Genomic DNA, 19,708 nt, shown 5'->3' with positions numbered 1-19,708 from the left:
GCGCGCTAGTATAGCCAAATTCCGGCTGTCGGCAACGGTTTTCTAGCCCGCTCGTCGGACGGGGTCTAATTCGTTACATTTGACCCATTCATCCCGACACCGGTTGCCGGTGGGGGCAGCCACTTGCTCGGACGCGGACGCGTTCGCCAGGACCAAGACCGCTTGAATCCCGAAACCAGGAATGAGGTCGTGCCGAAGCTTCGCGTCATTCCGCGCGACCAGCACGCCATTTCCCGCAAGAACATCAGCAAGGCCGCCCTGCGCGTGCTTTACCGACTCCACGACGCGGGCTTCGCGGCGTTCCTGGTCGGCGGCGCCGTGCGCGACCTGCTGCTGGGCGGCCACCCCAAGGACTTCGACGTGGCCACAGACGCCACGCCCGACGAGGTCAAGGGGCTGTTCCGCAACTGCCGCCTGATCGGCCGGCGCTTCCGGCTGGCCCATGTCGTGTTCGGCCCCGAGATCATCGAGGTGGCCACGTTCCGCGGAACGGGCGAGGAGGGCGGTGAGGGCGATCGCCATATCGTCGACGGCCGGATCGTCCGCGACAATATCTGGGGCACCATCGAGGAAGACGCCATCCGGCGCGACTTCCGGGTCAATGCGCTGTACTACGACATCGCCGACTTCAGCGTGCGCGATTTCGTCGGCGGCATGCAGGACCTGGACGACCGGAGCATGCGCCTGATCGGCGATCCGGAGCTGCGCTACCGGGAGGACCCGGTACGCATGCTGCGCGCCGCCCGCCTCGCGGCCAAGCTCGACTTCACGATCGATGCCGCCGCCGCGGCGCCGTTCGCCACGCTGGGCAACCTGCTGACGGAAGCCGCGCCGGCACGCCTGTTCGACGAGTCGCTCAAGATGTTCCTCGGCGGCCACGGCTTGAAGAGCTTCAAGATGCTCGAGGGCTGCGGCCTGCTGAAGTTCCTGTTCCCGGCCACGGCGCGCGCGCTGGAGCGCGGCGACCACGCCTTGCGCTCGCTGGTCGAGCAGGGGTTGGCCAACACCGATGCCCGTATCGCGGAGGGCAAGTCGGTCACGCCGGCATTCCTCTATGCCGTGCTGCTGTGGGGCGAGGTGCGCGACCAGGCCCATGGGTGGATCGCCCAGGGCTATGACGCCAACGAGGCCTGGCAGCTTGCTGCCGTGCGCGTGGTCGGTGAACAGTGCCAGCGCGTGGCGATCCCGCGTCGCTTCACGCTCACGATGGAAGAGATCTGGTCGCTGCAGCCGCGGTTCGAGCAGATCCACCGCAAGCGTGTATTCCGCCTGATGTCGCACCCGCGTTTCCGTGCGGCCTTCGACTTCCTGCTCCTGCGTGCCTATGAATCCGAGGGCATGCGCGAACTCGGTGAGTGGTGGGCGCACGCCCAGCAACTCCCGCCGGAAATGCTCGCCGCGGCCCTGGGCGGCGGTGGCGTGCCGGCGCACGAACCCGCCGCATCGTCGGGCGCCCCGGCCCGCAAGCGTCGTCGGCGGCGCAAGCCCACCGGGCGCGGCAAGGGTGGCTCGGGCGACGCGTGAGCGCCACGGCCTTCATCGGCCTGGGCGGCAACCTCGGCGATGTGTGCACCCGGCTGCACGCCGCCATCGCTGCACTGGACGCGTCGCCTGGCCTACGCGTCACCGGGCGATCGCGGTTGTTCAGCACGCCGCCGTGGGGGCAGCTGGACCAGCCGGACTTCGTCAACGCGGCGATCGCCGTTTCCACGACGCTCACGCCCCACGCCCTGCTGGATACGCTGCTTTCGGTCGAACAGGCCTTCGGGCGCGTGCGCGAGGGCGAACGCTGGGGCCCGCGCACGCTCGACCTGGATCTGCTGGCGTTCGGTGACGCCACGATCGCCGACGACAGGCTGACGGTGCCCCACCCGCGCATGACGGAGCGTGCCTTCGTTCTCCTTCCCCTGGCGGATATCGCGCCCGCCGCCGTGCTGCCCGGGCTCGGGTGCGTATCGCATCTGCTCAAGGCGGTCGATACCACCGGGTGCCGGGCCCTTCCATTGGTGGTTCCTTGACTTCACACCGCCTGGGCGGACAATCCCACCTTTCCCGCGGCAAGACGAGAACAGCGTGTACGTCGAAAAAACGAGTGCGCCGGCACGCAAGCCGGTGACCGTGCCGGGCCTGAGGGCGATGAAAGCCGAAGGTCGGAAGATCGTGATGCTCACCGCCTACGATGCCAGCTTCGCCGCGCAGCTGGAAAGCGCCGGGGTCGATGTGGCCCTCGTGGGCGATTCGCTCGGCATGGTGGTGCAGGGGCGCGCCAGCACGCTGCCGGTCACCGTCGACGAGATGGTCTACCACACGGCCGCCGCCGCCCGCGGCCTGGCGGCGACGCTGCTGGTCGCCGACCTTCCCTTCATGAGCGATCGCGACATCGACACCGCGATGGAGGCCGCCGCGCGCCTGGTCGGGCAGGGCGGTGCGGCCATGGTCAAGATCGAAGGGGCCGGACGCGTCTGTGCCATCATCTCGGCGCTGGCGGAGCGCGACATACCCGTGTGCAGCCACCTCGGCCTCACCCCCCAGTCGGTCAACCGCTTCGGTGGCTACAAGGTGCAGGGCAAGACCCGGGAAGCCGCCGACAAGCTTCTGGCCGACGCGCAGGCGGTGGAGGCGGCCGGTGCCGACCTGCTGGTGCTCGAATGCGTACCCTCGGTGCTGGCGAAGCGGATCACCGAGGCGCTGACTATTCCGGTTATCGGCATCGGCGCGGGGGTGGACTGCGATGGCCAGGTGCTGGTGGTGTACGACCTGCTGGGCCTCACCCCGGGCAAGCGTCCCAAATTTTCCAAGGATTTCCTCGCCGGACGCGATTCCATCCAGGGTGCCATCGCCGCCTACGTCGCCGACGTGCGCGAACGGCGCTTTCCCGGCGCCGAACACAGTTTTACCTGAGGACACCCGATGCAGACCGTTACCGATGCCGCCGCGCTTCGCGCCACCGTACGCGGCTGGCGCTCCGCCGGCCAGAACGTCGGCTTCGTGCCCACCATGGGCAATCTCCACGCGGGCCATCACTCGCTGCTGAAGCTGGCGCGTGCCCGTGCCGACCGCGTCGTCGCCAGCGTGTTCGTCAATCCGACCCAGTTCGGACCGGGCGAGGATTTCGAGCGCTATCCGCGTACGCTAGCCCAGGACCAGGCCGGCCTGGCCGAGGCGGGCTGCGATGTACTGTTCGCGCCGGATGTATCGACGCTCTATCCGTTCGGTGCGGGCGCCAGCGTGAGCATCCATGTGCCGGTCATCACCGACACGCTGGAAGGCGCTCATCGTCCGGGGCATTTCGACGGCGTGGCAACGGTGGTGGCCAAGCTGTTCAGCCTGGTCCAGCCCGACCTGGCGGTGTTCGGCCAGAAGGATTTCCAGCAGCTGAAGGTGATCGAGCGGATGGTCGCCGACCTTTCGTTGTCGGTGAAGGTTATGTCCGCACCCACGCTGCGCGACGACGATGGCCTGGCCCTGAGCTCGCGCAACCAGTACCTGTCGCCGCAGGAGCGGGCACGGGCGCCGCAGATCCACGCCACCCTGGTGCAGATGAAGGACCTGTTCGCCCAGGGCCATAGCTGGCAGGCGCTGGAGCAGGCCGCCAGGGCGCGGCTCGAGCGGGCCGGTTTCGTGCCCGATTACGTCGCCATCCGCCGTGCCGACGACCTCGCCGAGCCTGCGCCGGAGCAGCGCGAAGGCCTGATCGCCCTGGTGGCCGCCCGCCTGGGCGGCACACGCCTGATCGACAATCTCGTCTTCGACTGATTCCCTTCACAAACGGGGACTTGCGTTTCCGCGCGTGGTCCCCCATAAAGCGCTTCGACAGAGGAAGCCTACGCGACGGACGGGCCACCCTCCGTTAGAATGGGCGTTTTTGCAGCCACCCATCCCCCAGAGACCGCCATGCAGCTCAACATGCTCAAGTGCAAGATCCACCGCGCCACGGTGACTCACGCCGAGCTGAACTACGAAGGTTCGATCGCCATCGACGGCAACCTGCTCGACGCCGCGGGTATCCGCGAGTACGAGCAGATCCATGCCTGGAACATCAGCAACGGCGAGCGCTTCGTCACCTACGCGCTGCGCGCGGACGAGGGCTCGGGCATCCTCTCGGTCAACGGTAGCGCCGCGCGTCGCGTCTCCGTGGGCGACCTGGTGATCGTCGCCGCGTTCGCCAGCCTGTCCGAGGCTGAAATGGCCAAGTACAAGCCCGACCTGGTCTACGTCGATGCGCACAACCGCATCACGCACACCAACCATTCGATCCCCAAGCAGGCAGCGTGAAGCCTGGGCGTCGTCGCACGATCCTGCGGCGGCGCCTGTAACACATCCACACAATCCGCCCACGCTGCACTGCGGTAAGATCGGGGTTCCCCCTTTCCGTTGCAGCCAAGTGGAAGCCATGGACTCAAAGCACCCCCGCCTGCCCTCGTTCGAGGAGCACGCCTCCCGCCTCGCCAAGACCACGCTACGCGAACTCGTCCAGGACGATGCCCGTGGTGAGCGCCTGCGTCGGCGCATGGGCCCCATTCTCCTCGACGCCTCCCGCCAGAAGCTCGACGTGGCGGCGCTCGACGCCGTCGGCGAGTACATCGAAAGCACCGGCTGGAAAGCCGCGCGCGACGCGATGTTCGAAGGCAAGCACATCAACACGTCCGAAGACCGCGCGGTGCTGCATACGGCCCTGCGTGGCGGTACCTCGCGTCACCCCGCGGCACCGGCCGATGTCCGCAAGGAGGTCGCCGATGCGCTGGACAAGATGGAGAAGCTGGTCAACGCCGTACACAAGGGTGACGGCGAGTCGGTCGGCCTGATCGGCGGCGTCACCGATGTGGTCAACATCGGCATCGGTGGTTCGGATCTCGGGCCGCGCCTGGCCGTGCACGCCCTCGAACAGTTCCATGTCGAAGGCATCCGCAGCCACTTCCTCACCAACGTCGACGGGCAGGCCGCCTACGACCTGATGAAGAAGCTCGATCCCGCCCACACGCTGGTGATCCTGGTCTCCAAGAGCTTCAATACGCAGGAAACCCTGCTGAACGGCGGCGTGTTCCGCAACTGGATACTCAAGGCCAACGGTGGCGACGAAGCGAAGACGTCGAAGCATTTCATCGCCGTGAGCTCCAACGACGAGGCCGTGCACAAGTGGGGCGCCTCGCAGGTGCTGCCGATGTGGGACTACGTGGGCGGTCGCTACTCGTTGTGGTCGGCGGTGGGCGCGTCGATCGCGTTCGCCATCGGCATGAACGGTTTCCGTGATCTCCTGTCCGGTGCCGCGGAAGCGGACGACCATTTCCGCACGGCGGCATGGAAGGACAACCTTCCGGTCCTGCTGGCCATCGCCGAGGTCTGGAATCGCAACATCCTCGGTACCACCAGTCGCGCCGTGATCCCCTACGTGGATTCGCTTGCCGACCTTCCGTCCTACCTGCAGCAGCTGGAGATGGAAAGCCTGGGCAAGCACGTGCACCCGTCCGACGGCAGCGAAGTGGCGGGCAAGACGGTCCCGGTGGTCTGGGGCAGCATCGGTACGAATGCGCAGCACGCCTATTTTCAGGCGTTGCACCAGGGTACCGATGTGGTGCCCCTGGAATTCATCGGCCTGGTCAAGCCGGCGCATCCGCTGCGCGAGAACCAGGATGTGCTGACCGCCAACCTGCTGGCGCAGGCCGCTGCGTTGTCCCTGGGCAAGACGTTCGAAGAAGCCCTGGCCGAAGCGAAGACCGGCACCGAAGACGAGCGTCGCGCCCTGGCGGCGCAGCGCACCTTCAAGGGCGATCGCCCCAGCACCGTGTTCATGCTCGACTCGCTCACGCCGCATTCGCTCGGTGCGCTGATCGCGCTGTACGAGCACAAGGTGTTTCTGCTGGGTCACCTGTGGGGGATCAACGCATTCGACCAGTGGGGCGTCGAGCTGGGCAAGGTCATCGCCAAGCAGATCTACCCCTCGCTGAGCAACGACAAGGATGCCGGCGACCTGTCCCAGTTCGACGCTGCAACGCGCGCTCTGATCGAGGCGATTCGTAGTCGTCGCTAGGCGCAGGGCCGCCGCGGCGTCACGCGGCAAGGTGCGAATGAAAAGGCCTGGCATTGCCAGGCCTTTTTCGTTGCCGGAAAACGACAGGTCGCACCTACGTCCACTGGCTGATTGTTCGACGCCGAGGTAAACGAGATAGTCCCCCTCTACAGGGAGACATACGCTATGGAATGGCTGACTACTCGTCGAGCGATCCTTTTTTTACTGGGTACATGCCTTGCCGGCTGTGCCACGCACCCAGCCACCCCTGTGCCGGAGCGGGCATCGAACCAGGCGTTATCGAGTTATGGCGCGGTCGCGCCGTCCGCAACGGTTCGGGAAGCCGGCCCCGTCGTCCTGCAACACATTCAGCAGCGTTACGGCGAGACCGGTGTGGGTGATTGCCGCCCCTACGCTGAAGCGCAGTTCCTGTGCTCGGGCATCCTGATGCGGGCAACGGCGTTTTCCACCGCCTACCGTTCGTGGTTGCCCAACCCGGCCACGGCGAGCTGGGGCATATCGTTCTCCTGGCTTCGGCGCGACTCGGACTTTCCGGAGAACTACCCGTCAGGCAACGGCTTTATCGTCTACCCGCAAAACGTCGCCGATCAGTGGGGCGACTACCATCTGGACGTCGCCTGTATCTATCCGCGTGACGCCTGGACGGGCGCCCCGAGGCGCTGCACCACGCACCGGGCCACGTGCCAGACACTCGGGATAACGACGGCGGAGCAGTGGTTGGCTAAGGGCTACAACGATGACGAAAACCAGTGTGCGTTCAACGTCGACCGGACGCGGGATGACCAGAACCAGTCGTGGAATCAGGTAAAGATCATCCGCGACCGGCTCAATGGCATGGGCTACCTGTTCGCCCGCAACGAAGTGGTCCTCAAGGAGTGGCCTCAGGACGTCGGCGCCAGAATGCCGGTCGAGGCGTTTTTCTATCGGGACAACTGCTTTGCGACGGACACGCGCAGGCACGTCAGGTTCGCAGCCGATACGGACGCGAGCGGGAAGGGCGTGTGCAATCCAGCGACCATCGCCGCGCAGCGTGCTGAGATCGCAAGGAAAGACCAGGCGGATTTCGTCGTGCACACCGGCCGGTGGGTGCCCATCATTCGCTGGACCCCGACCGTGAACTCGACCGTCAGGGCCACCTTCCGCTACATCGAGTCAGATCAGGGGCCCAAGTAAGGCATGCGGGGCGATCAGACTTCCAGCGTCGCCAGGTCGCCCTTTTCTTCCAGCCACTGCTTGCGGTCGCCCGCGCGCTTCTTGGCCAGCAGCATGTCCATCAGCTTGGCGGTGCCGTCGTCGGTATCGATGGTCAGCTGGACGAGGCGGCGGGTGTCCGGATGCACGGTCGATTCTCGCAGCTGCGCCGGGTTCATCTCGCCCAGTCCCTTGAAGCGCGTGACGCTGACGGCACCCTTCATCTTCTCCCGCTCGACCTTTTCCAGCATCAGGCGCTTCTCTTCCTCGTCCAGGCAATAGAACACCTGCTTGCCCACATCGACGCGGAACAGGGGCGGCATGGCGACGAACACGTGGCCTTCGATGACCAGGCTGGGGAAGTGACGCAGGAACAGCGCCGAAAGCAGGGTGGCGATGTGCAGGCCGTCGGAGTCCGCGTCGGCCAGGATCACTACCTTGCCGTAACGCAGGCCGGAGAGGTCGTCCTTGCCGGGGTCGCAACCGATGGCCACGGCAAGGTCGTGGACTTCCTGCGAGGCGAGCACGGCGGTGGACTCGACTTCCCAGGTGTTGAGGATCTTGCCGCGCAGCGGCAGGATCGCCTGGAAATCCTTGTCACGCGCCTGCTTGGCCGAACCGCCGGCGGAATCGCCCTCGACCAGGAAGATCTCGGTGCGGGTGAGGTCGGTGGAGGCGCAGTCGGCCAGCTTGCCGGGCAGGGCGGGGCCGGAGGTGATCTTCTTGCGGACCACCTGCTTGGCCGCCTTGAGGCGCGCGCTGGCACGCTCGATGGCGAGCTGGGCGATCTTCTCGCCCAGGTCCACGTGCTGGTTCAGCCACAGGCTGAAGGCATCGTGCACCACCCCTTCGACAATGCCGGCGGCGGCGCGCGAGGACAGGCGTTCCTTGGTCTGGCCGGCGAACTGGGCGTCCTGCAGCTTCACGCTGAGCACGAAGGCCAGGCGCTCCCAGACGTCTTCCGGCGCCAGCTTCACGCCGCGCGGCAGCAGGTTGCGCAGGTCGCAGAACTCGCGGATGGCGTTGGTCAGCCCCGAGCGCAGGCCGTTGACGTGGGTGCCCCCCTGCGCGGTGGGAATCAGGTTGACGTAGCTTTCCTGCACCAGGTCGCCTTCCGGCAGCCAGGCCAGGGCGACGTCCAGCGCATCGGTCTCGCGCGAGAAATGCTTGACGAACAGCTGCGGTGGCAGCGCCTCGGCGCCCTGCAACTCGCCGCGCAGGTAGTCGGGCAGGCCGTCCTCGAAGTACCACTCGGTGGTTTCGCCCGAGGCCTCGTCGTGCAGGCGCACGGTGAGGCCGGCGCAGAGCACGGCCTTGGCGCGCAGCAGGTGCTTGAGCTTGGAGACCAAGATCTTCGGCGTATCGAAGTACTTCGCGTCCGGCCAGAAGCGCAGCGTGGTGCCGGTCTTCTTCTTCGGCACGGTGCCGATGACTTCCAGGTCGCTGGCCCGGTCGCCGTCGGCGAAGCTCATCCGGTATTCCTGGCCCTCGCGGCGGATGGTGACATCCACGCGATGGGACAGCGCGTTGACCACGGAAACGCCCACGCCGTGCAGGCCGCCGGAGAAGGCGTAGTTCTTGTTGGAGAACTTGCCGCCCGCATGCAGCCGCGTGAGGATCAGCTCGATGCCCGGCACCTTCTCTTCCGGGTGGATATCCACCGGCATGCCGCGGCCGTCGTCGGTGACTTCCACCGAGCCGTCGTTGAAGACGGTGACCTCGATGGTCTTGGCATGGCCCGCCAGGGCCTCGTCCACCGAGTTGTCGATGACCTCCTGCGCCAGGTGGTTCGGCCGGGAGGTGTCGGTGTACATGCCCGGGCGGCGCTTGACCGGATCAAGCCCGCTGAGGACTTCGATGTCTGAGGCGTTATAACGAGTATTCATCAGGTATCACCCTTCGTAGCCACCCAGCATGGAATAGCCCCGCTACACGGTCAAGGTAGGAGCGCACGATGTGCGCGAAACGGTCAAGGTAGGAGCGCACGATGTGCGCGAAAAGCCAACGGAGCGTTGAAGCCGTAACCTCACCGCACCCCCCATCGCGCACATCGTGCGCTCCTACACCGGGATGTGACGTGCGGCGCCTCAAACCGGCGCGCAATGCCACTCCAGCCACGCCCGGTCCTCACCCTCCAGCAACGGTGACAGCGCCGCCCGCACGGTGGCGTGGTAATCGTCCAGCCAGGCACGCTCGGACGGCTCCAGCAGGCGCGGTTCCAGGCCGCGACGATCGAACGGGCAGAGCGTCAACGTTTCAAAGGCGAAGAAATCACCGAACTCCGTGCTATCGGCCTGGGTCACCACGGCCAGGTTCTCGTGGCGGATGCCATGACGGCCGGGCTTGTAGAGGCCGGGCTCGATCGAGGTGATCATCCCGGTCTCCAGCGGCACCAGCGCGCCGCCGGCCACGGGTGGGCGGATGCCGTGCGGCCCCTCGTGCACGTTGAGGAAATAGCCCACGCCGTGACCGGTGCCGTGGCCGAAGTCCATGCCGGCCGCCCACAACGGCGCCCGGGCCAGCGCGTCCAGCTGCGGACCGCTGGCGCCCTTGGGGAAGCGGGCGCGAGACAGGCCGATCATGCCCTTGAGCACGAGGGTCGAGTCCCGGCGCTGCTCGTCGGTGACCGGGCCCAGGGCCAGCACGCGGGTGATATCCGTGGTGCCGCCCAGGTACTGGCCGCCGGAATCGATCAGCAGCAGGCCTTTTGTCGCCAGCGGACTGAACTGTGCTTCGGTGGCGCGGTAGTGGGGCAGGGCACCGTTCGCCTGGTAACCGGCGATGGTGGAAAAGCTTTCGCCGACGAACCCGGCTTGTGCCGCGCGCGCCTCGCGCACGATCGTGTCGACGTCCAGTTCCGTGAGCGGCTCGCCGGCCAGCAGGCCGGTTTCGATACGGCGGAAGGCGCGGGCCAGCGCGGCCCCGTCACGACGCATGACGTCGCGGATATGGTCGAGCTCCTCCGGCGTCTTTCGCGCCTTTTGCGCCGTGGACGGCGCCGCGGCACGTACCTGCCTGACGGACGAGGGCAGGCCCTCCAGCAGTGCGACGACGACCCTGGCCGGATCGACGAGCAGCACGGCATGCTCGGGGAGGGCGGCCAGCGCGGAGGCAGCGGTCGAGTAGTCGGCAAGCGCGATGCCGTCGGCAGCCAGCGCCGCCTTGATGTCCGCGGGCACCTTGGCCGCGTCGATGAACAGCGTGGCCCGCTCCTCCGCGATCAGCAGGTGGGCCAGGAACACCGGGTTGTAGTCGACGTCCCCACCGCGGAGGTTGGTCAGCCAGGCGATGTCGTCCAGGCTCGAGACAACGTGATGCGTGGCGCCTGCGCGACGCATGGCCGTGCGCACATGGCGGAACTTGTCGGCGCGGTCGACGGCGGCGAACGGGGGCCGGTGGGCGAAAACCGGCGCGTCCGGACGACCCGGGCGCTCCGGCCAGGCAACGGCAGGCAGGTCGAGGTCGGTGCGCAGCGTCGCGCCCACCGCCGCCAGCCGCTTGGCCAGCCCTTCGGCACCCGTCAGCGACAGGCTGTCACCCGCCACGGCCACGGTATCGCCTGCGCCGACCTGCTCGACCAGCCAGCCGACATGTTCCGGCGTGTGCGCCACGTTCAGTTTCATCAGGGGCAGGCCGCTGCCGGCCAGTTCGGCCTCCGCCTGGGAGAAGTACCGGGAATCGGTCCACACGCCGCCGCCGCTGGCGGTGACCACCAGGGTGCCGGACGACCCGGTAAAGCCCGAAAACCACTCCCGGGCCTGCCAGCGCGGGGGCAGGTACTCGGAGAGGTGCGGGTCGGCCGTGGGCACGACGACGGCGGCGATGCCTGCGTGGGCCATGGCGGCGCGCAGGGCCTGGAGACGGGCGGGGATGGGCGTATCGGTCATTTCGCCATGGTAAAGCCAAGGCGGCCGCACGGCACGTTCATCGTGCCCCTCGCGAGTGGGGGCACACTTGGGTAAAATACCGGTTTCCAGCACTGGCTGCTCGCATGACTCCCCTGATTTTCGTCACCGGCGGTGTGGTGTCTTCCCTCGGGAAGGGCATCGCAGCGGCGTCGCTCGCGTCCATTCTCGAGGCGCGGGGTCTCTCCGTCACCATGATGAAGCTCGACCCGTACATCAACGTGGACCCGGGCACCATGAGTCCCTTCCAGCATGGCGAGGTCTACGTCACCGACGACGGTGCCGAGACCGACCTGGACCTGGGCCACTACGAGCGCTTCGTCCGTACCCGTCTCACCGGCAAGAACTCCATCACCGCCGGCAAGATCTACGAATCGGTGATCCGCAAGGAGCGCCGCGGTGACTACCTCGGCGCCACCGTGCAGGTCATCCCGCACATCACCGACGAGATCAAGCACTCCATCCACGAGGCGACCCGCGGCTACGACGTGGCGCTGGTCGAGGTGGGTGGCACCGTGGGCGACATCGAATCGCTGCCCTTCCTCGAGGCCATCCGCCAGCTGCGCATCGAGCACGGCGCGGAAAAGTGCATGTTCGTGCACCTCACCCTGGTGCCGTATATCAAGGCCGCCGGCGAGATCAAGACCAAGCCCACCCAGCATTCGGTGAAGGAACTGCGCTCCATCGGCATCCAGGCCGACGTGCTGCTGTGCCGTTGCGAAGAGCCCCTGCCGGACGCGGAGCGCCACAAGATCGCGCTGTTCACCAACGTGCCCAAGAACGCCGTCATCAGCACCATCGACGTCGACGTCATCTACAAGCTGCCCATGTGGCTGCATGAGCAGGGCCTGGACGAGCTGGTCATCAAGCGCCTCGGCCTCGATGCCGGCCCGGCCGACCTCTCCAGCTGGGTGCGCACGGTGGAAGCCGTCGAACACCCGCGCGACGAGGTCAACATCGCCATCGTCGGCAAGTACGTCGAGCACAAGGACGCCTACAAGTCGCTCGCGGAGGCCCTGCGCCACGGCGGCATCAACCAGACCACGCGGGTCAACCTCAACTGGGTGGATTCCGAGGATGTCGAGGCCCGCGGCGCGCGCACGGTCCTGGGCGATGCGGATGCCATCCTGGTGCCCGGCGGCTTCGGCAAACGCGGTTTCGAGGGCAAGATCCTCGCCGCGCAGTTCGCCCGCGAAACCGGCGTGCCGTACTTCGGCATCTGCTACGGCATGCATGCGGCCGTGGTCGAATTCGCCCGCAACACGGCGGGGCTTACACAGGCCGATTCCAGCGAGAACGACCGCAACACGCCCGATCCGGTGATCGCCCTCATCACCGAGTGGACCACCGCCACCGGCGAGACGGAAACCCGCAGCGAGCGCTCCGACCTCGGCGGCACCATGCGCCTGGGCGCGCAGGAATGCCGCCTCAAGGCCGGCACGCTGGCCCGCGAGCTGTACGGCGAGGACGTGGTGCGCGAGCGCCATCGCCACCGTTACGAGTTCAACAACCGCTACCGCCAGTCCTTCGAAGACCTGGGCCTGGTGATCTCGGGCAAGTCGATGGACGACCTGCTGGTCGAGATCGTCGAACTGCCGCGCCATGTGCATCCGTGGTTCCTGGGTTGCCAGGCGCATCCGGAATTCACCTCCACCCCGCGCGAGGGCCATCCGCTGTTCATCGGCTTCGTCCGCGCCGCCCGTGAATACAAGGCCGTGCGCGAAGGCGAACGGCTCGCCACCCGTTCCGAGGAGTCCGCTGCATGAAGCTTTGTGGTTTCGATGCTGGCCTCGACCAGCCGCTGTTCCTGATCGCCGGCCCGTGCGTCATCGAGTCGATGCAACTCCAGCTGGATGTTGCCGGCAAGCTGAAGGAGATCACCGGTCGCCTCGGCATCAACTTCATCTTCAAGTCCAGCTTCGACAAGGCCAACCGCTCGTCCGGCGGCAGCTTCCGTGGCCCCGGTGTCGAGGAAGGCCTCAAGGTGCTGGAGGCCGTGAAGCGCCAGATCGGCGTGCCGGTCATCACCGATGTGCACGAATACACCCCGATGAACGAGGTGGCCGCCGTGGTCGACGTGCTGCAGACCCCGGCCTTCCTCTGCCGCCAGACCGACTTCATCCAGAACGTCGCGAAAGCCGGCAAGCCGGTCAACATCAAGAAGGGCCAGTTCCTCGCCCCCTGGGACATGAAGAACGTCGTGCAGAAGGCATTCGACGTGGGCAACCACGACATCCTGGTGTGCGAGCGCGGCGCCAGCTTCGGCTACAACAACCTCGTGTCGGACATGCGCTCGCTCGCGGTCATGCGCGAGACGAACTGCCCGGTGGTGTTCGACGCCACGCATTCGGTGCAGTTGCCGGGCGGGCAGGGCACCACGTCGGGCGGCCAGCGCGAGTTCGTGCCCGTGCTGGCGCGTGCCGCCGTCGCCGTCGGCGTGGCCGGCCTGTTCGCGGAAACCCACCCGGATCCGTCCAAGGCGCTGAGCGACGGTCCCAACGCGTGGCCGCTCGACCAGATGGAAGAACTGCTCGAGACGCTCATGGAACTGGACGGCGCCGTCAAGCGCCGCGGTTTCGCCAACCACGCCTGATGCGCATGCGCCGGGGTATCCCCGGCGCTGACGCAATGCATTCGTCCTGATCGATACGGCTGGCCTTATGCTGTCCGTTATCGTCCTGAAGTCATTCACCTCGTAACGGGAACAGCATGAGCACTTCGATCACCACGATCCACGCCCGCGAAATCCTCGACTCCCGCGGCAATCCGACCCTCGAAGCCGAAGTCACCCTGGCGGACGGCTCGTTCGGCCGTGCAGCGGTGCCCAGCGGCGCCTCCACCGGCACGCGTGAGGCCGTGGAGCTGCGCGACGGCGACAAGGGCCGTTACGGCGGCAAGGGCGTGCGCAAGGCCGTGGACAACGTCAACGGCGAGATCGCCAAGGCGCTGGCCGGCTACGACGCGCTCGACCAGAAGGGCCTGGACGCCAGGCTGATCGCGCTGGACGGCACCGACAACAAGGGCAAGCTCGGCGCCAACGCGCTGCTGGGCGTTTCCATGGCCGCCGCGCATGCCGCAGCCACCTCGAAGAAGCAGGCACTCTGGCAGTACCTGATGGTGGACGGCGGCGGCACGCTGCCGGTGCCGATGATGAACATCATCAACGGCGGCGCGCACGCGGACAACAACGTCGACGTGCAGGAATTCATGGTGCTGCCCGTGGGCGCGCCCAGCTTCGCCGAGGCCCTTCGCTACGGTGCCGAGATCTTCCACGCGCTGAAATCGGTGCTCAAGGGTCGCGGCCTCAACACGTCGGTGGGTGACGAGGGCGGCTTCGCGCCCAACCTCAAGTCCAACGTCGAGGCGCTGGACACCATCCTCGAGGCAGTGAACAAAACGGGCTTCAAGGTAGGCAGCGAGATCCTGCTCGGCCTGGACGTGGCCAGCTCGGAGTTCTTCAAGGACGGCAAGTACGACCTGGAAGGCGAGGGCAAGGTGTTCACGCCCGAGCAGTGGGTCGACACGCTGGCCTCGTGGTCGAAGCAGTACCCGATCGTCACCATCGAGGACGGCATGGGCGAAGGCGACTGGACCGGCTGGGCGCACCTCACCCAGGCCATTGGCGAAGGCATCCAGCTGGTCGGCGACGACCTCTTCGTGACCAACCCGAAGATCTTCCAGGAAGGCATCGACAAGAAGATCGCCAACGCCATCCTGATCAAGGTCAACCAGATCGGCACGCTGTCCGAGACGCTCGAAGCCATCGACATGGCCCATCGCGCGAAGTACGCCGCCATCGTGTCGCACCGCTCGGGCGAGACCGAAGACACCACCATCTCCGACATCGCCGTGGCCACCACCGCGACGCAGATCAAGACCGGCTCGCTCTGCCGGACCGACCGCGTGGCCAAGTACAACCAGCTGCTGCGCATCGAGGAAGCCCTGGGCGCCAAGGCCAGCTACGCCGGCCGCAACGCGTTCCCCAGCCTCTCGAAGCTGCCGGGCTGACCCGGGCTTGAGCAACGCGGCAATCCTGCGCTGGATCGGCCTGATCCTCGTCATCATCCTCATCGCGCTGCAGCTGAAGCTGTGGGTCGGCGGTGGGGGTATGGCCGAGGTCGATTCGTTGCGTGCCTCGGTCGCCCAGCAGACGGCGGACAACGCCGCCCTGCAAAAGCGCAACCAGGCTCTGGCCGCGGACGTGGAAGACCTGAAGCACGGCGAACAGGCCACCGAGGCGCGCGCGCGCCAGGAACTGGGCCTGGTCAAGCCGGGTGAAACCTTCTATCAGGTGGTGGAACCGGGGGCCGCGGTCAGCGCGCCACCCCCGCCGCCGCCCGTCGCCCCGCCCGGCGGGCAGTGATGGACGCGTTGTGGTGCGTGCTTCCCGCCGCCGGCAAGGGCGTCCGGGCCGGCGGCGATCGTCCCAAGCAATACCAGCCCATCGCGGGACGGCCGCTGCTGGATCACACACTGGCGCGGCTGGCCGCACATCCCCGCATCGCGGGGCTGGTGGTAGTCATCGCCGCGGACGATCGGCATTTCGCTTCCGTGGACGCCGTGGGCGGCAAGCCGCTGGTGGTGGCTACCGGCGGGGGCGAGCGCAGCGACTCCGTGCTGGCCGGGCTGATCGCCCTGCCGGCCTCGGTGGGTGGCGACGACTTCGTACTGGTGCACGACGCGGCCCGACCGTGCGTGCGCGCCGCCGACATCACGCGGCTGATCGATCTGGCCGGGGCGGGCGAGGGCGGCCTGCTCGGGGCGCCGCTGCGCGACACGCTGAAACGGGCGGATGACACCGGCCACAGCGCGGGCACCGAACCCCGCGAGGGCCGTTGGCGTGCCTTCACGCCGCAGATGTTCCGTCGCGGCGCGCTGGCCCATGCACTTGGCCTTGCCGCCGACGCAGGTATCGTGGTCAGTGACGAAGCGATGGCCATGGAGCGCGTGGGTGTATCGCCGCTCCTGGTCGAAGGCGCGGAAGACAATATCAAGGTGACGACGCCGGCCGACTTCGCGCTGGCGGAATTCCTGCTGCAGAGGACTCGATGATGCGGATCGGCCAGGGTTTCGACGTCCACGCGTTCGGCGACGGCGACCACGTGATGCTGGGTGGTGTGCGCGTGCCGCATGGGCAGGGCGTGCTGGCGCACTCGGACGGCGATGTGGTGCTGCACGCCCTGTGCGACGCACTGCTCGGTGCGCTTGCGCTGGGCGACATCGGCAAGCATTTTCCGCCGTCGGACGAGCGCTGGCGCGGGGCCGACAGTCGCAGCTTCGTCCGTGCGGTACGCGACATGCTGGCCGGGCGTGGCTACCGGCTCGGCAATGCCGACCTGACGGTGATCTGCGAGTCGCCCAAGGTGGGGCCCCATGCACAGGCCATGCGCGAGACGATCGCCGACGACCTGGGTGTGGATATCGATCGCATCAGCATCAAGGCCACCACCACCGAGACGCTGGGCTTCACCGGACGGCGTGAGGGCATCGCGGCACTGGCCACCGTGCTTGTGCTGCCCACGTGAGCGAGACCGAGTCGCGCACCTCGACGCCCCGCCTGCACGACAGGCTGGAGGCGATCACGGGGTTGCTGCGGCGGCGCGAAGACCTGCTCGCGCACGCGGGCGCGGCACCGGACGATGACGGTGCCGCCATCGGCACCGCCGACGCGGAACTCCAGGCGCGCCTTGACGAGCTGCATCCGGCCGACCTGGCCGACGTGCTGGAATCGCTGCCGCTGGAAGATCGCCTGGCGGTCTGGCAGCGCGTCCGTTCGGACCGCGACGGCGAGATCCTGTTGGAAGTCTCCGATTCGGTGCGCGAAACGCTGATCGCGGACATGGACGACAGCGAGATCCTCGCGGCGGTCGAGCCGCTGGACGCGGACGAACTGGCCGACCTGGTCGACGACCTGCCGACTGAAGTGCTGCCCGAGCTGATGGCCAGCCTGGACGCGCAGGAACGCGAGCGCGTGCAGGCCGCCATGTCCTACGAGGACGACCAGGTCGGCGCGCTGATGGATTTCGACATGGTCACCATCCGCGAGGACATCAGCCTCGAGGTGGTGCTGCGCTACCTGCGGCGTTTCGACGAACTGCCCGCGCAGACCGACAAATTGTTCGTGGTCAACGCCGGCAACGTGCTGACCGGCGTGCTGCCGCTGCACTGGCTGTTGGTGAATTCGCCGGACCGCATGGTCCACGAGATCATGGCGCCCGACGTCAATACGTTCCGCCCGGAAGACGATGCCTACGACGTCGCCCAGGCCTTCGAACGCTACGATCTGGTCACCGCGCCGGTGATCGATCACCAGCAGCGGCTGATCGGTCGCATCGCGGTGGATGCCATGCTCGACTTCCTCCGCGAGGAAAGCGAAACCGAAGCACTGTCGCGCGGCGGCCTGCGCGAGGAAGAAGACATCTTTGCCTCGGTCTGGAAATCGGTACGCAACCGCTGGGCGTGGCTGGCCGTGAACCTCGTCACCGCGTTCATCGCGTCGCGGGTCATCGGCCTGTTCGAGCACTCCATCGAGAAGCTGGTCGCGCTGGCGGCACTGATGCCCATCGTGGCAGGCATCGGCGGCAACTCCGGCAACCAGACCATCACCATGATCGTTCGCGCCATGGCCCTGGAGCAGCTAGGGCCCTCGCAGGCCAAGCGCCTGTGGCGCAAGGAGCTGGGCGTGTCCCTGATCAACGGCCTGGTGTGGGGTGGCTGCATCGGCGTGGTGGCCTGGCTGCTCTACGGCAGCGTGTCGCTGGGGCTGGTGATGACCTCCGCGATGACGCTGAACCTCCTTCTTGCCGCTTTCATGGGTGTGGGCATCCCGATGCTCATGACCCGCATGGGTCGCGATCCCGCGCTGGGCTCCAGCGTGCTGATCACGGCCGTGACCGACAGCGGCGGTTTTTTCATTTTCCTGGGGCTGGCGACGATTTTCCTGCTCTGAAGGCCCGATATGAACGACTCCAACGAACTTCCCTTCGCGTTCGGCGAACCGCCCCTGCGTGGACGCCTGCGTTCCCGTGCCGAGGACTTCTTCGTCGAGGAAATCCTCGGTTACGAAGCCGATGGCGCGGGTGAGCACGCGTTCCTGCTGGTGGAAAAACGCGGCCAGAACACCGAATGGGTGGCGCGCGAGCTGGCCAAGTTCGCCGGCATCCAGGCGATGAACGTCGGCTACGCGGGCATGAAGGATCGCCACGCGGTGACACGCCAGGTGTTCACCGCGCACCTGCCGGGCAAGGCCGATCCCGACTGGTCGGCATTCCCGGGGGAGGACGTGACCATCATTTCCGCCGCGCGCCATTCGCGCAAGATCAAGCGGGGCGCACTGCGCGGCAACCGCTTCGTGATCGTGCTGCGTGAGGTGGAAGGCGAGCGTGACGCGGCCGAGGCGCGCCTGCGCGCCATCGCGGCACGCGGCGTGCCCAACTACTTCGGCGAGCAACGTTTCGGCCTGGGTGGCAACAACGTGGACCAGGCCCGGGCGATGTTCGCCGGCCGCCGCGTGGATCGCGACAAGCGCTCCATCCTGCTTTCCGCCGCGCGCTCGCACATCTACAACGGCGTGCTGGCCGAGCGCGTGCGTAACGGGCAGTGGGACACCCCGCTGGATGGCGAGATCTGGTCGCTGGAAGGCTCGCGTTCCTGGTTCGGCCCCGAGCCTTTCAACGACACGCTGGCCGAACGCCTGGGCCGCTTCGACATCCATCCGTCCGGCCCGCTCTGGGGCGATGGCGACACGCCGGCCGCGGACGCGGCGGGCGAGCTGGAGCGATCGGTGGCGGCACGCGATGCAGACCTGGCCAAGGGCCTTTCCGGTGTGCGGATGGACCAGGAGCGGCGCGCGCTGCGCCTGTTGCCGCGCGACCTGGCCTGGCGCTGGCTGGACGACGACAGTGGCGCCGAGGGGCGCGCGCTGGAAGTCTCCTTCGGCCTGCCGGCGGGTGCTTACGCCACCACGGTGCTGCGCGAACTGGCCCGCTGAGCCTCAGCCCTTGAGCAGGACCACCACCGCGCCGGTGCCGCCCTGCATCGGCCGGGCGGAGGCGAACGCGACCACGTCGTCGCGGCGGCGCAGCAGCCGGTCGGTCAGCCCTTTCAGGACGGGGCCGGCGGCTTTCGAGCGCAGGCCCTTGCCATGGATGATCCGCACGCAACGCAGGCCGTCGTGCCGGCATTCGGCGAGGAAGTCGGCAATGCTCAGTTGCGCGGCCGCGGCGTTCATCTGGTGCAGGTCCACCTCGGCCTGGATGCTGAACTGGCCGCGCTTGAGCTGCTTCAGCAACTTGGGTGGATAGCCGTCGCGCAGGTAGAACAGCTCTTCGCCCACTTCCAGGTCGGCCGGGTCGTAGTCGAACAGCAGGGAATCCGCCGGCACGGCGGCTTCGTCCGCGTCGCGCATGTGCGGATGGGGCGCCGGTCGCGGGCGCTCCGGCCGGCTTTCCACGGGCGCCATGGGCCGAACGTCGCCGATTGCCTGGCGAAACAACAGGCTGTCGTCGTCATTGACCGTAGGCGCGCGTCGCTTCATGTCCGACATCCTAGCTGGCCTTTCGTGAATCCCGCTGCCCGGTCCGGT

The 19,708-nt window shown here is 67.2% G+C and carries 18 protein-coding genes; 15 read left to right on the top strand and 3 right to left on the bottom strand.

The window, feature by feature from the left end; genetic code table 11:
• Window positions 1-162: 162 nt before the first annotated feature.
• The 7 genes from pcnB to QRN34_RS00930 all read left to right on the top strand — a co-directional run bounded on the left by pcnB (window position 163) and on the right by QRN34_RS00930 (window position 7,201).
• Window positions 163-1,524 carry a polynucleotide adenylyltransferase PcnB gene (pcnB, locus tag QRN34_RS00960; protein WP_285401180.1) on the top strand — a complete coding sequence of 454 codons (1,362 nt, stop codon included), beginning with the start codon at window positions 163-165 and terminating at the stop codon, window positions 1,522-1,524.
• Entirely contained in the window at window positions 1,521-2,018 is a 498-nt protein-coding gene (gene folK / locus QRN34_RS00955) for a 2-amino-4-hydroxy-6-hydroxymethyldihydropteridine diphosphokinase (protein ID WP_285401178.1), read from the top strand. The genes pcnB and folK overlap by 4 nt, the downstream gene beginning before the upstream one ends.
• A 55-nt stretch (window positions 2,019-2,073) precedes the next feature.
• Complete coding sequence (gene panB / locus QRN34_RS00950; RefSeq protein WP_285401176.1) at window positions 2,074-2,901, top strand: 3-methyl-2-oxobutanoate hydroxymethyltransferase; 828 nt, start codon at window positions 2,074-2,076, stop codon at window positions 2,899-2,901.
• A gap of 9 nt (window positions 2,902-2,910) precedes the next feature.
• A complete protein-coding gene (gene panC, locus QRN34_RS00945) occupies window positions 2,911-3,756 on the top strand; it encodes a pantoate--beta-alanine ligase (RefSeq protein ID WP_285401174.1) in 846 nt (281 codons plus the stop codon).
• 138 nt (window positions 3,757-3,894) lie between these two features.
• Window positions 3,895-4,275 (top strand): aspartate 1-decarboxylase, encoded by a 381-nt coding sequence (gene panD, locus QRN34_RS00940; protein ID WP_036142722.1) that lies wholly within the window; start codon window positions 3,895-3,897, stop codon window positions 4,273-4,275.
• 118 nt (window positions 4,276-4,393) lie between these two features.
• Window positions 4,394-6,028 (top strand): glucose-6-phosphate isomerase, encoded by a 1,635-nt coding sequence (pgi, locus tag QRN34_RS00935; RefSeq protein WP_285401171.1) that lies wholly within the window; start codon window positions 4,394-4,396, stop codon window positions 6,026-6,028.
• A 165-nt stretch (window positions 6,029-6,193) separates the two neighbouring features.
• On the top strand, window positions 6,194-7,201 hold the full coding sequence (locus QRN34_RS00930; RefSeq protein WP_285401169.1) for a hypothetical protein: 1,008 nt from the start codon (window positions 6,194-6,196) through the stop codon (window positions 7,199-7,201).
• A gap of 14 nt (window positions 7,202-7,215) precedes the next feature.
• Here QRN34_RS00930 and parE read toward each other — a convergent pair whose 3' ends face one another.
• Together parE and QRN34_RS00920 are read right to left on the bottom strand one after the other, a co-directional pair.
• Window positions 7,216-9,105 (bottom strand): DNA topoisomerase IV subunit B, encoded by a 1,890-nt coding sequence (gene parE, locus QRN34_RS00925; RefSeq protein WP_285401167.1) that lies wholly within the window; start codon window positions 9,103-9,105, stop codon window positions 7,216-7,218.
• 201 nt (window positions 9,106-9,306) lie between these two features.
• Window positions 9,307-11,106: an aminopeptidase P family protein gene (locus tag QRN34_RS00920; RefSeq protein ID WP_285401164.1), complete on the bottom strand. Its 1,800-nt coding sequence runs from the start codon at window positions 11,104-11,106 to the stop codon at window positions 9,307-9,309.
• 104 nt (window positions 11,107-11,210) lie between these two features.
• On the opposite strand from QRN34_RS00920, the gene QRN34_RS00915 reads away from it, so the two are divergent.
• The 8 genes from QRN34_RS00915 (at window position 11,211) to truD (ending at window position 19,114) form a co-directional block, all read left to right on the top strand.
• A complete protein-coding gene (locus tag QRN34_RS00915; RefSeq protein ID WP_285401162.1) occupies window positions 11,211-12,890 on the top strand; it encodes a CTP synthase in 1,680 nt (559 codons plus the stop codon).
• Window positions 12,887-13,717: a 3-deoxy-8-phosphooctulonate synthase gene (gene kdsA, locus QRN34_RS00910; RefSeq protein ID WP_285401160.1), complete on the top strand. Its 831-nt coding sequence runs from the start codon at window positions 12,887-12,889 to the stop codon at window positions 13,715-13,717. The genes QRN34_RS00915 and kdsA overlap by 4 nt, the downstream gene beginning before the upstream one ends.
• 116 nt (window positions 13,718-13,833) lie before the next feature.
• On the top strand, window positions 13,834-15,132 hold the full coding sequence (eno, locus tag QRN34_RS00905) for a phosphopyruvate hydratase (RefSeq protein WP_285401158.1): 1,299 nt from the start codon (window positions 13,834-13,836) through the stop codon (window positions 15,130-15,132).
• A 22-nt stretch (window positions 15,133-15,154) separates the two neighbouring features.
• On the top strand, window positions 15,155-15,487 hold the full coding sequence (gene ftsB, locus QRN34_RS00900; protein ID WP_036144740.1) for a cell division protein FtsB: 333 nt from the start codon (window positions 15,155-15,157) through the stop codon (window positions 15,485-15,487).
• A complete protein-coding gene (gene ispD, locus QRN34_RS00895; RefSeq protein ID WP_285401156.1) occupies window positions 15,487-16,176 on the top strand; it encodes a 2-C-methyl-D-erythritol 4-phosphate cytidylyltransferase in 690 nt (229 codons plus the stop codon). Before ftsB ends, ispD begins: the two co-directional genes overlap by 1 nt.
• Window positions 16,176-16,649 carry a 2-C-methyl-D-erythritol 2,4-cyclodiphosphate synthase gene (ispF, locus tag QRN34_RS00890; protein WP_036142695.1) on the top strand — a complete coding sequence of 158 codons (474 nt, stop codon included), beginning with the start codon at window positions 16,176-16,178 and terminating at the stop codon, window positions 16,647-16,649. Before ispD ends, ispF begins: the two co-directional genes overlap by 1 nt.
• Window positions 16,646-18,073 (top strand): magnesium transporter, encoded by a 1,428-nt coding sequence (gene mgtE, locus QRN34_RS00885; protein WP_285401154.1) that lies wholly within the window; start codon window positions 16,646-16,648, stop codon window positions 18,071-18,073. The genes ispF and mgtE overlap by 4 nt, the downstream gene beginning before the upstream one ends.
• A 9-nt stretch (window positions 18,074-18,082) precedes the next feature.
• Window positions 18,083-19,114 (top strand): tRNA pseudouridine(13) synthase TruD, encoded by a 1,032-nt coding sequence (gene truD, locus QRN34_RS00880; protein ID WP_285401152.1) that lies wholly within the window; start codon window positions 18,083-18,085, stop codon window positions 19,112-19,114.
• Between the two features lie 3 nt (window positions 19,115-19,117).
• On the opposite strand, the gene QRN34_RS00875 is transcribed toward truD, so the two are convergent.
• A complete protein-coding gene (locus QRN34_RS00875) occupies window positions 19,118-19,660 on the bottom strand; it encodes a Smr/MutS family protein (RefSeq protein WP_285401149.1) in 543 nt (180 codons plus the stop codon).
• Window positions 19,661-19,708 lie beyond the last annotated feature (48 nt).

This window comes from Luteibacter sp. ME-Dv--P-043b (genome assembly GCF_030209605.1).
Classification (GTDB): Bacteria; Pseudomonadota; Gammaproteobacteria; order Xanthomonadales; family Rhodanobacteraceae; genus Luteibacter.
Note: the sequence above shows the minus strand (reverse complement) of the source record. Positions and strands in the feature narration are given on the sequence as shown.

Bases quoted from the DNA above. Each gene is read 5' to 3' on its own strand.
- panD (WP_036142722.1), top strand. From the start codon at position 3,895: ATGCAGCTCAACATGCTCAAGTGCAAGATCCACCGCGCCACGGTGACT.
- truD (WP_285401152.1), top strand. From the start codon at position 18,083: ATGAACGACTCCAACGAACTTCCCTTCGCGTTCGGCGAACCGCCCCTG.
- panC (WP_285401174.1), top strand. From the start codon at position 2,911: ATGCAGACCGTTACCGATGCCGCCGCGCTTCGCGCCACCGTACGCGGC.
- QRN34_RS00930 (WP_285401169.1), top strand. From the start codon at position 6,194: ATGGAATGGCTGACTACTCGTCGAGCGATCCTTTTTTTACTGGGTACA.
- QRN34_RS00875 (WP_285401149.1), bottom strand. From the start codon at position 19,660: ATGAAGCGACGCGCGCCTACGGTCAATGACGACGACAGCCTGTTGTTT.
- eno (WP_285401158.1), top strand. From the start codon at position 13,834: ATGAGCACTTCGATCACCACGATCCACGCCCGCGAAATCCTCGACTCC.
- pgi (WP_285401171.1), top strand. From the start codon at position 4,394: ATGGACTCAAAGCACCCCCGCCTGCCCTCGTTCGAGGAGCACGCCTCC.
- ispF (WP_036142695.1), top strand. From the start codon at position 16,176: ATGCGGATCGGCCAGGGTTTCGACGTCCACGCGTTCGGCGACGGCGAC.
- ispD (WP_285401156.1), top strand. From the start codon at position 15,487: ATGGACGCGTTGTGGTGCGTGCTTCCCGCCGCCGGCAAGGGCGTCCGG.
- parE (WP_285401167.1), bottom strand. From the start codon at position 9,105: ATGAATACTCGTTATAACGCCTCAGACATCGAAGTCCTCAGCGGGCTT.
- QRN34_RS00920 (WP_285401164.1), bottom strand. From the start codon at position 11,106: ATGACCGATACGCCCATCCCCGCCCGTCTCCAGGCCCTGCGCGCCGCC.
- QRN34_RS00915 (WP_285401162.1), top strand. From the start codon at position 11,211: ATGACTCCCCTGATTTTCGTCACCGGCGGTGTGGTGTCTTCCCTCGGG.
- kdsA (WP_285401160.1), top strand. From the start codon at position 12,887: ATGAAGCTTTGTGGTTTCGATGCTGGCCTCGACCAGCCGCTGTTCCTG.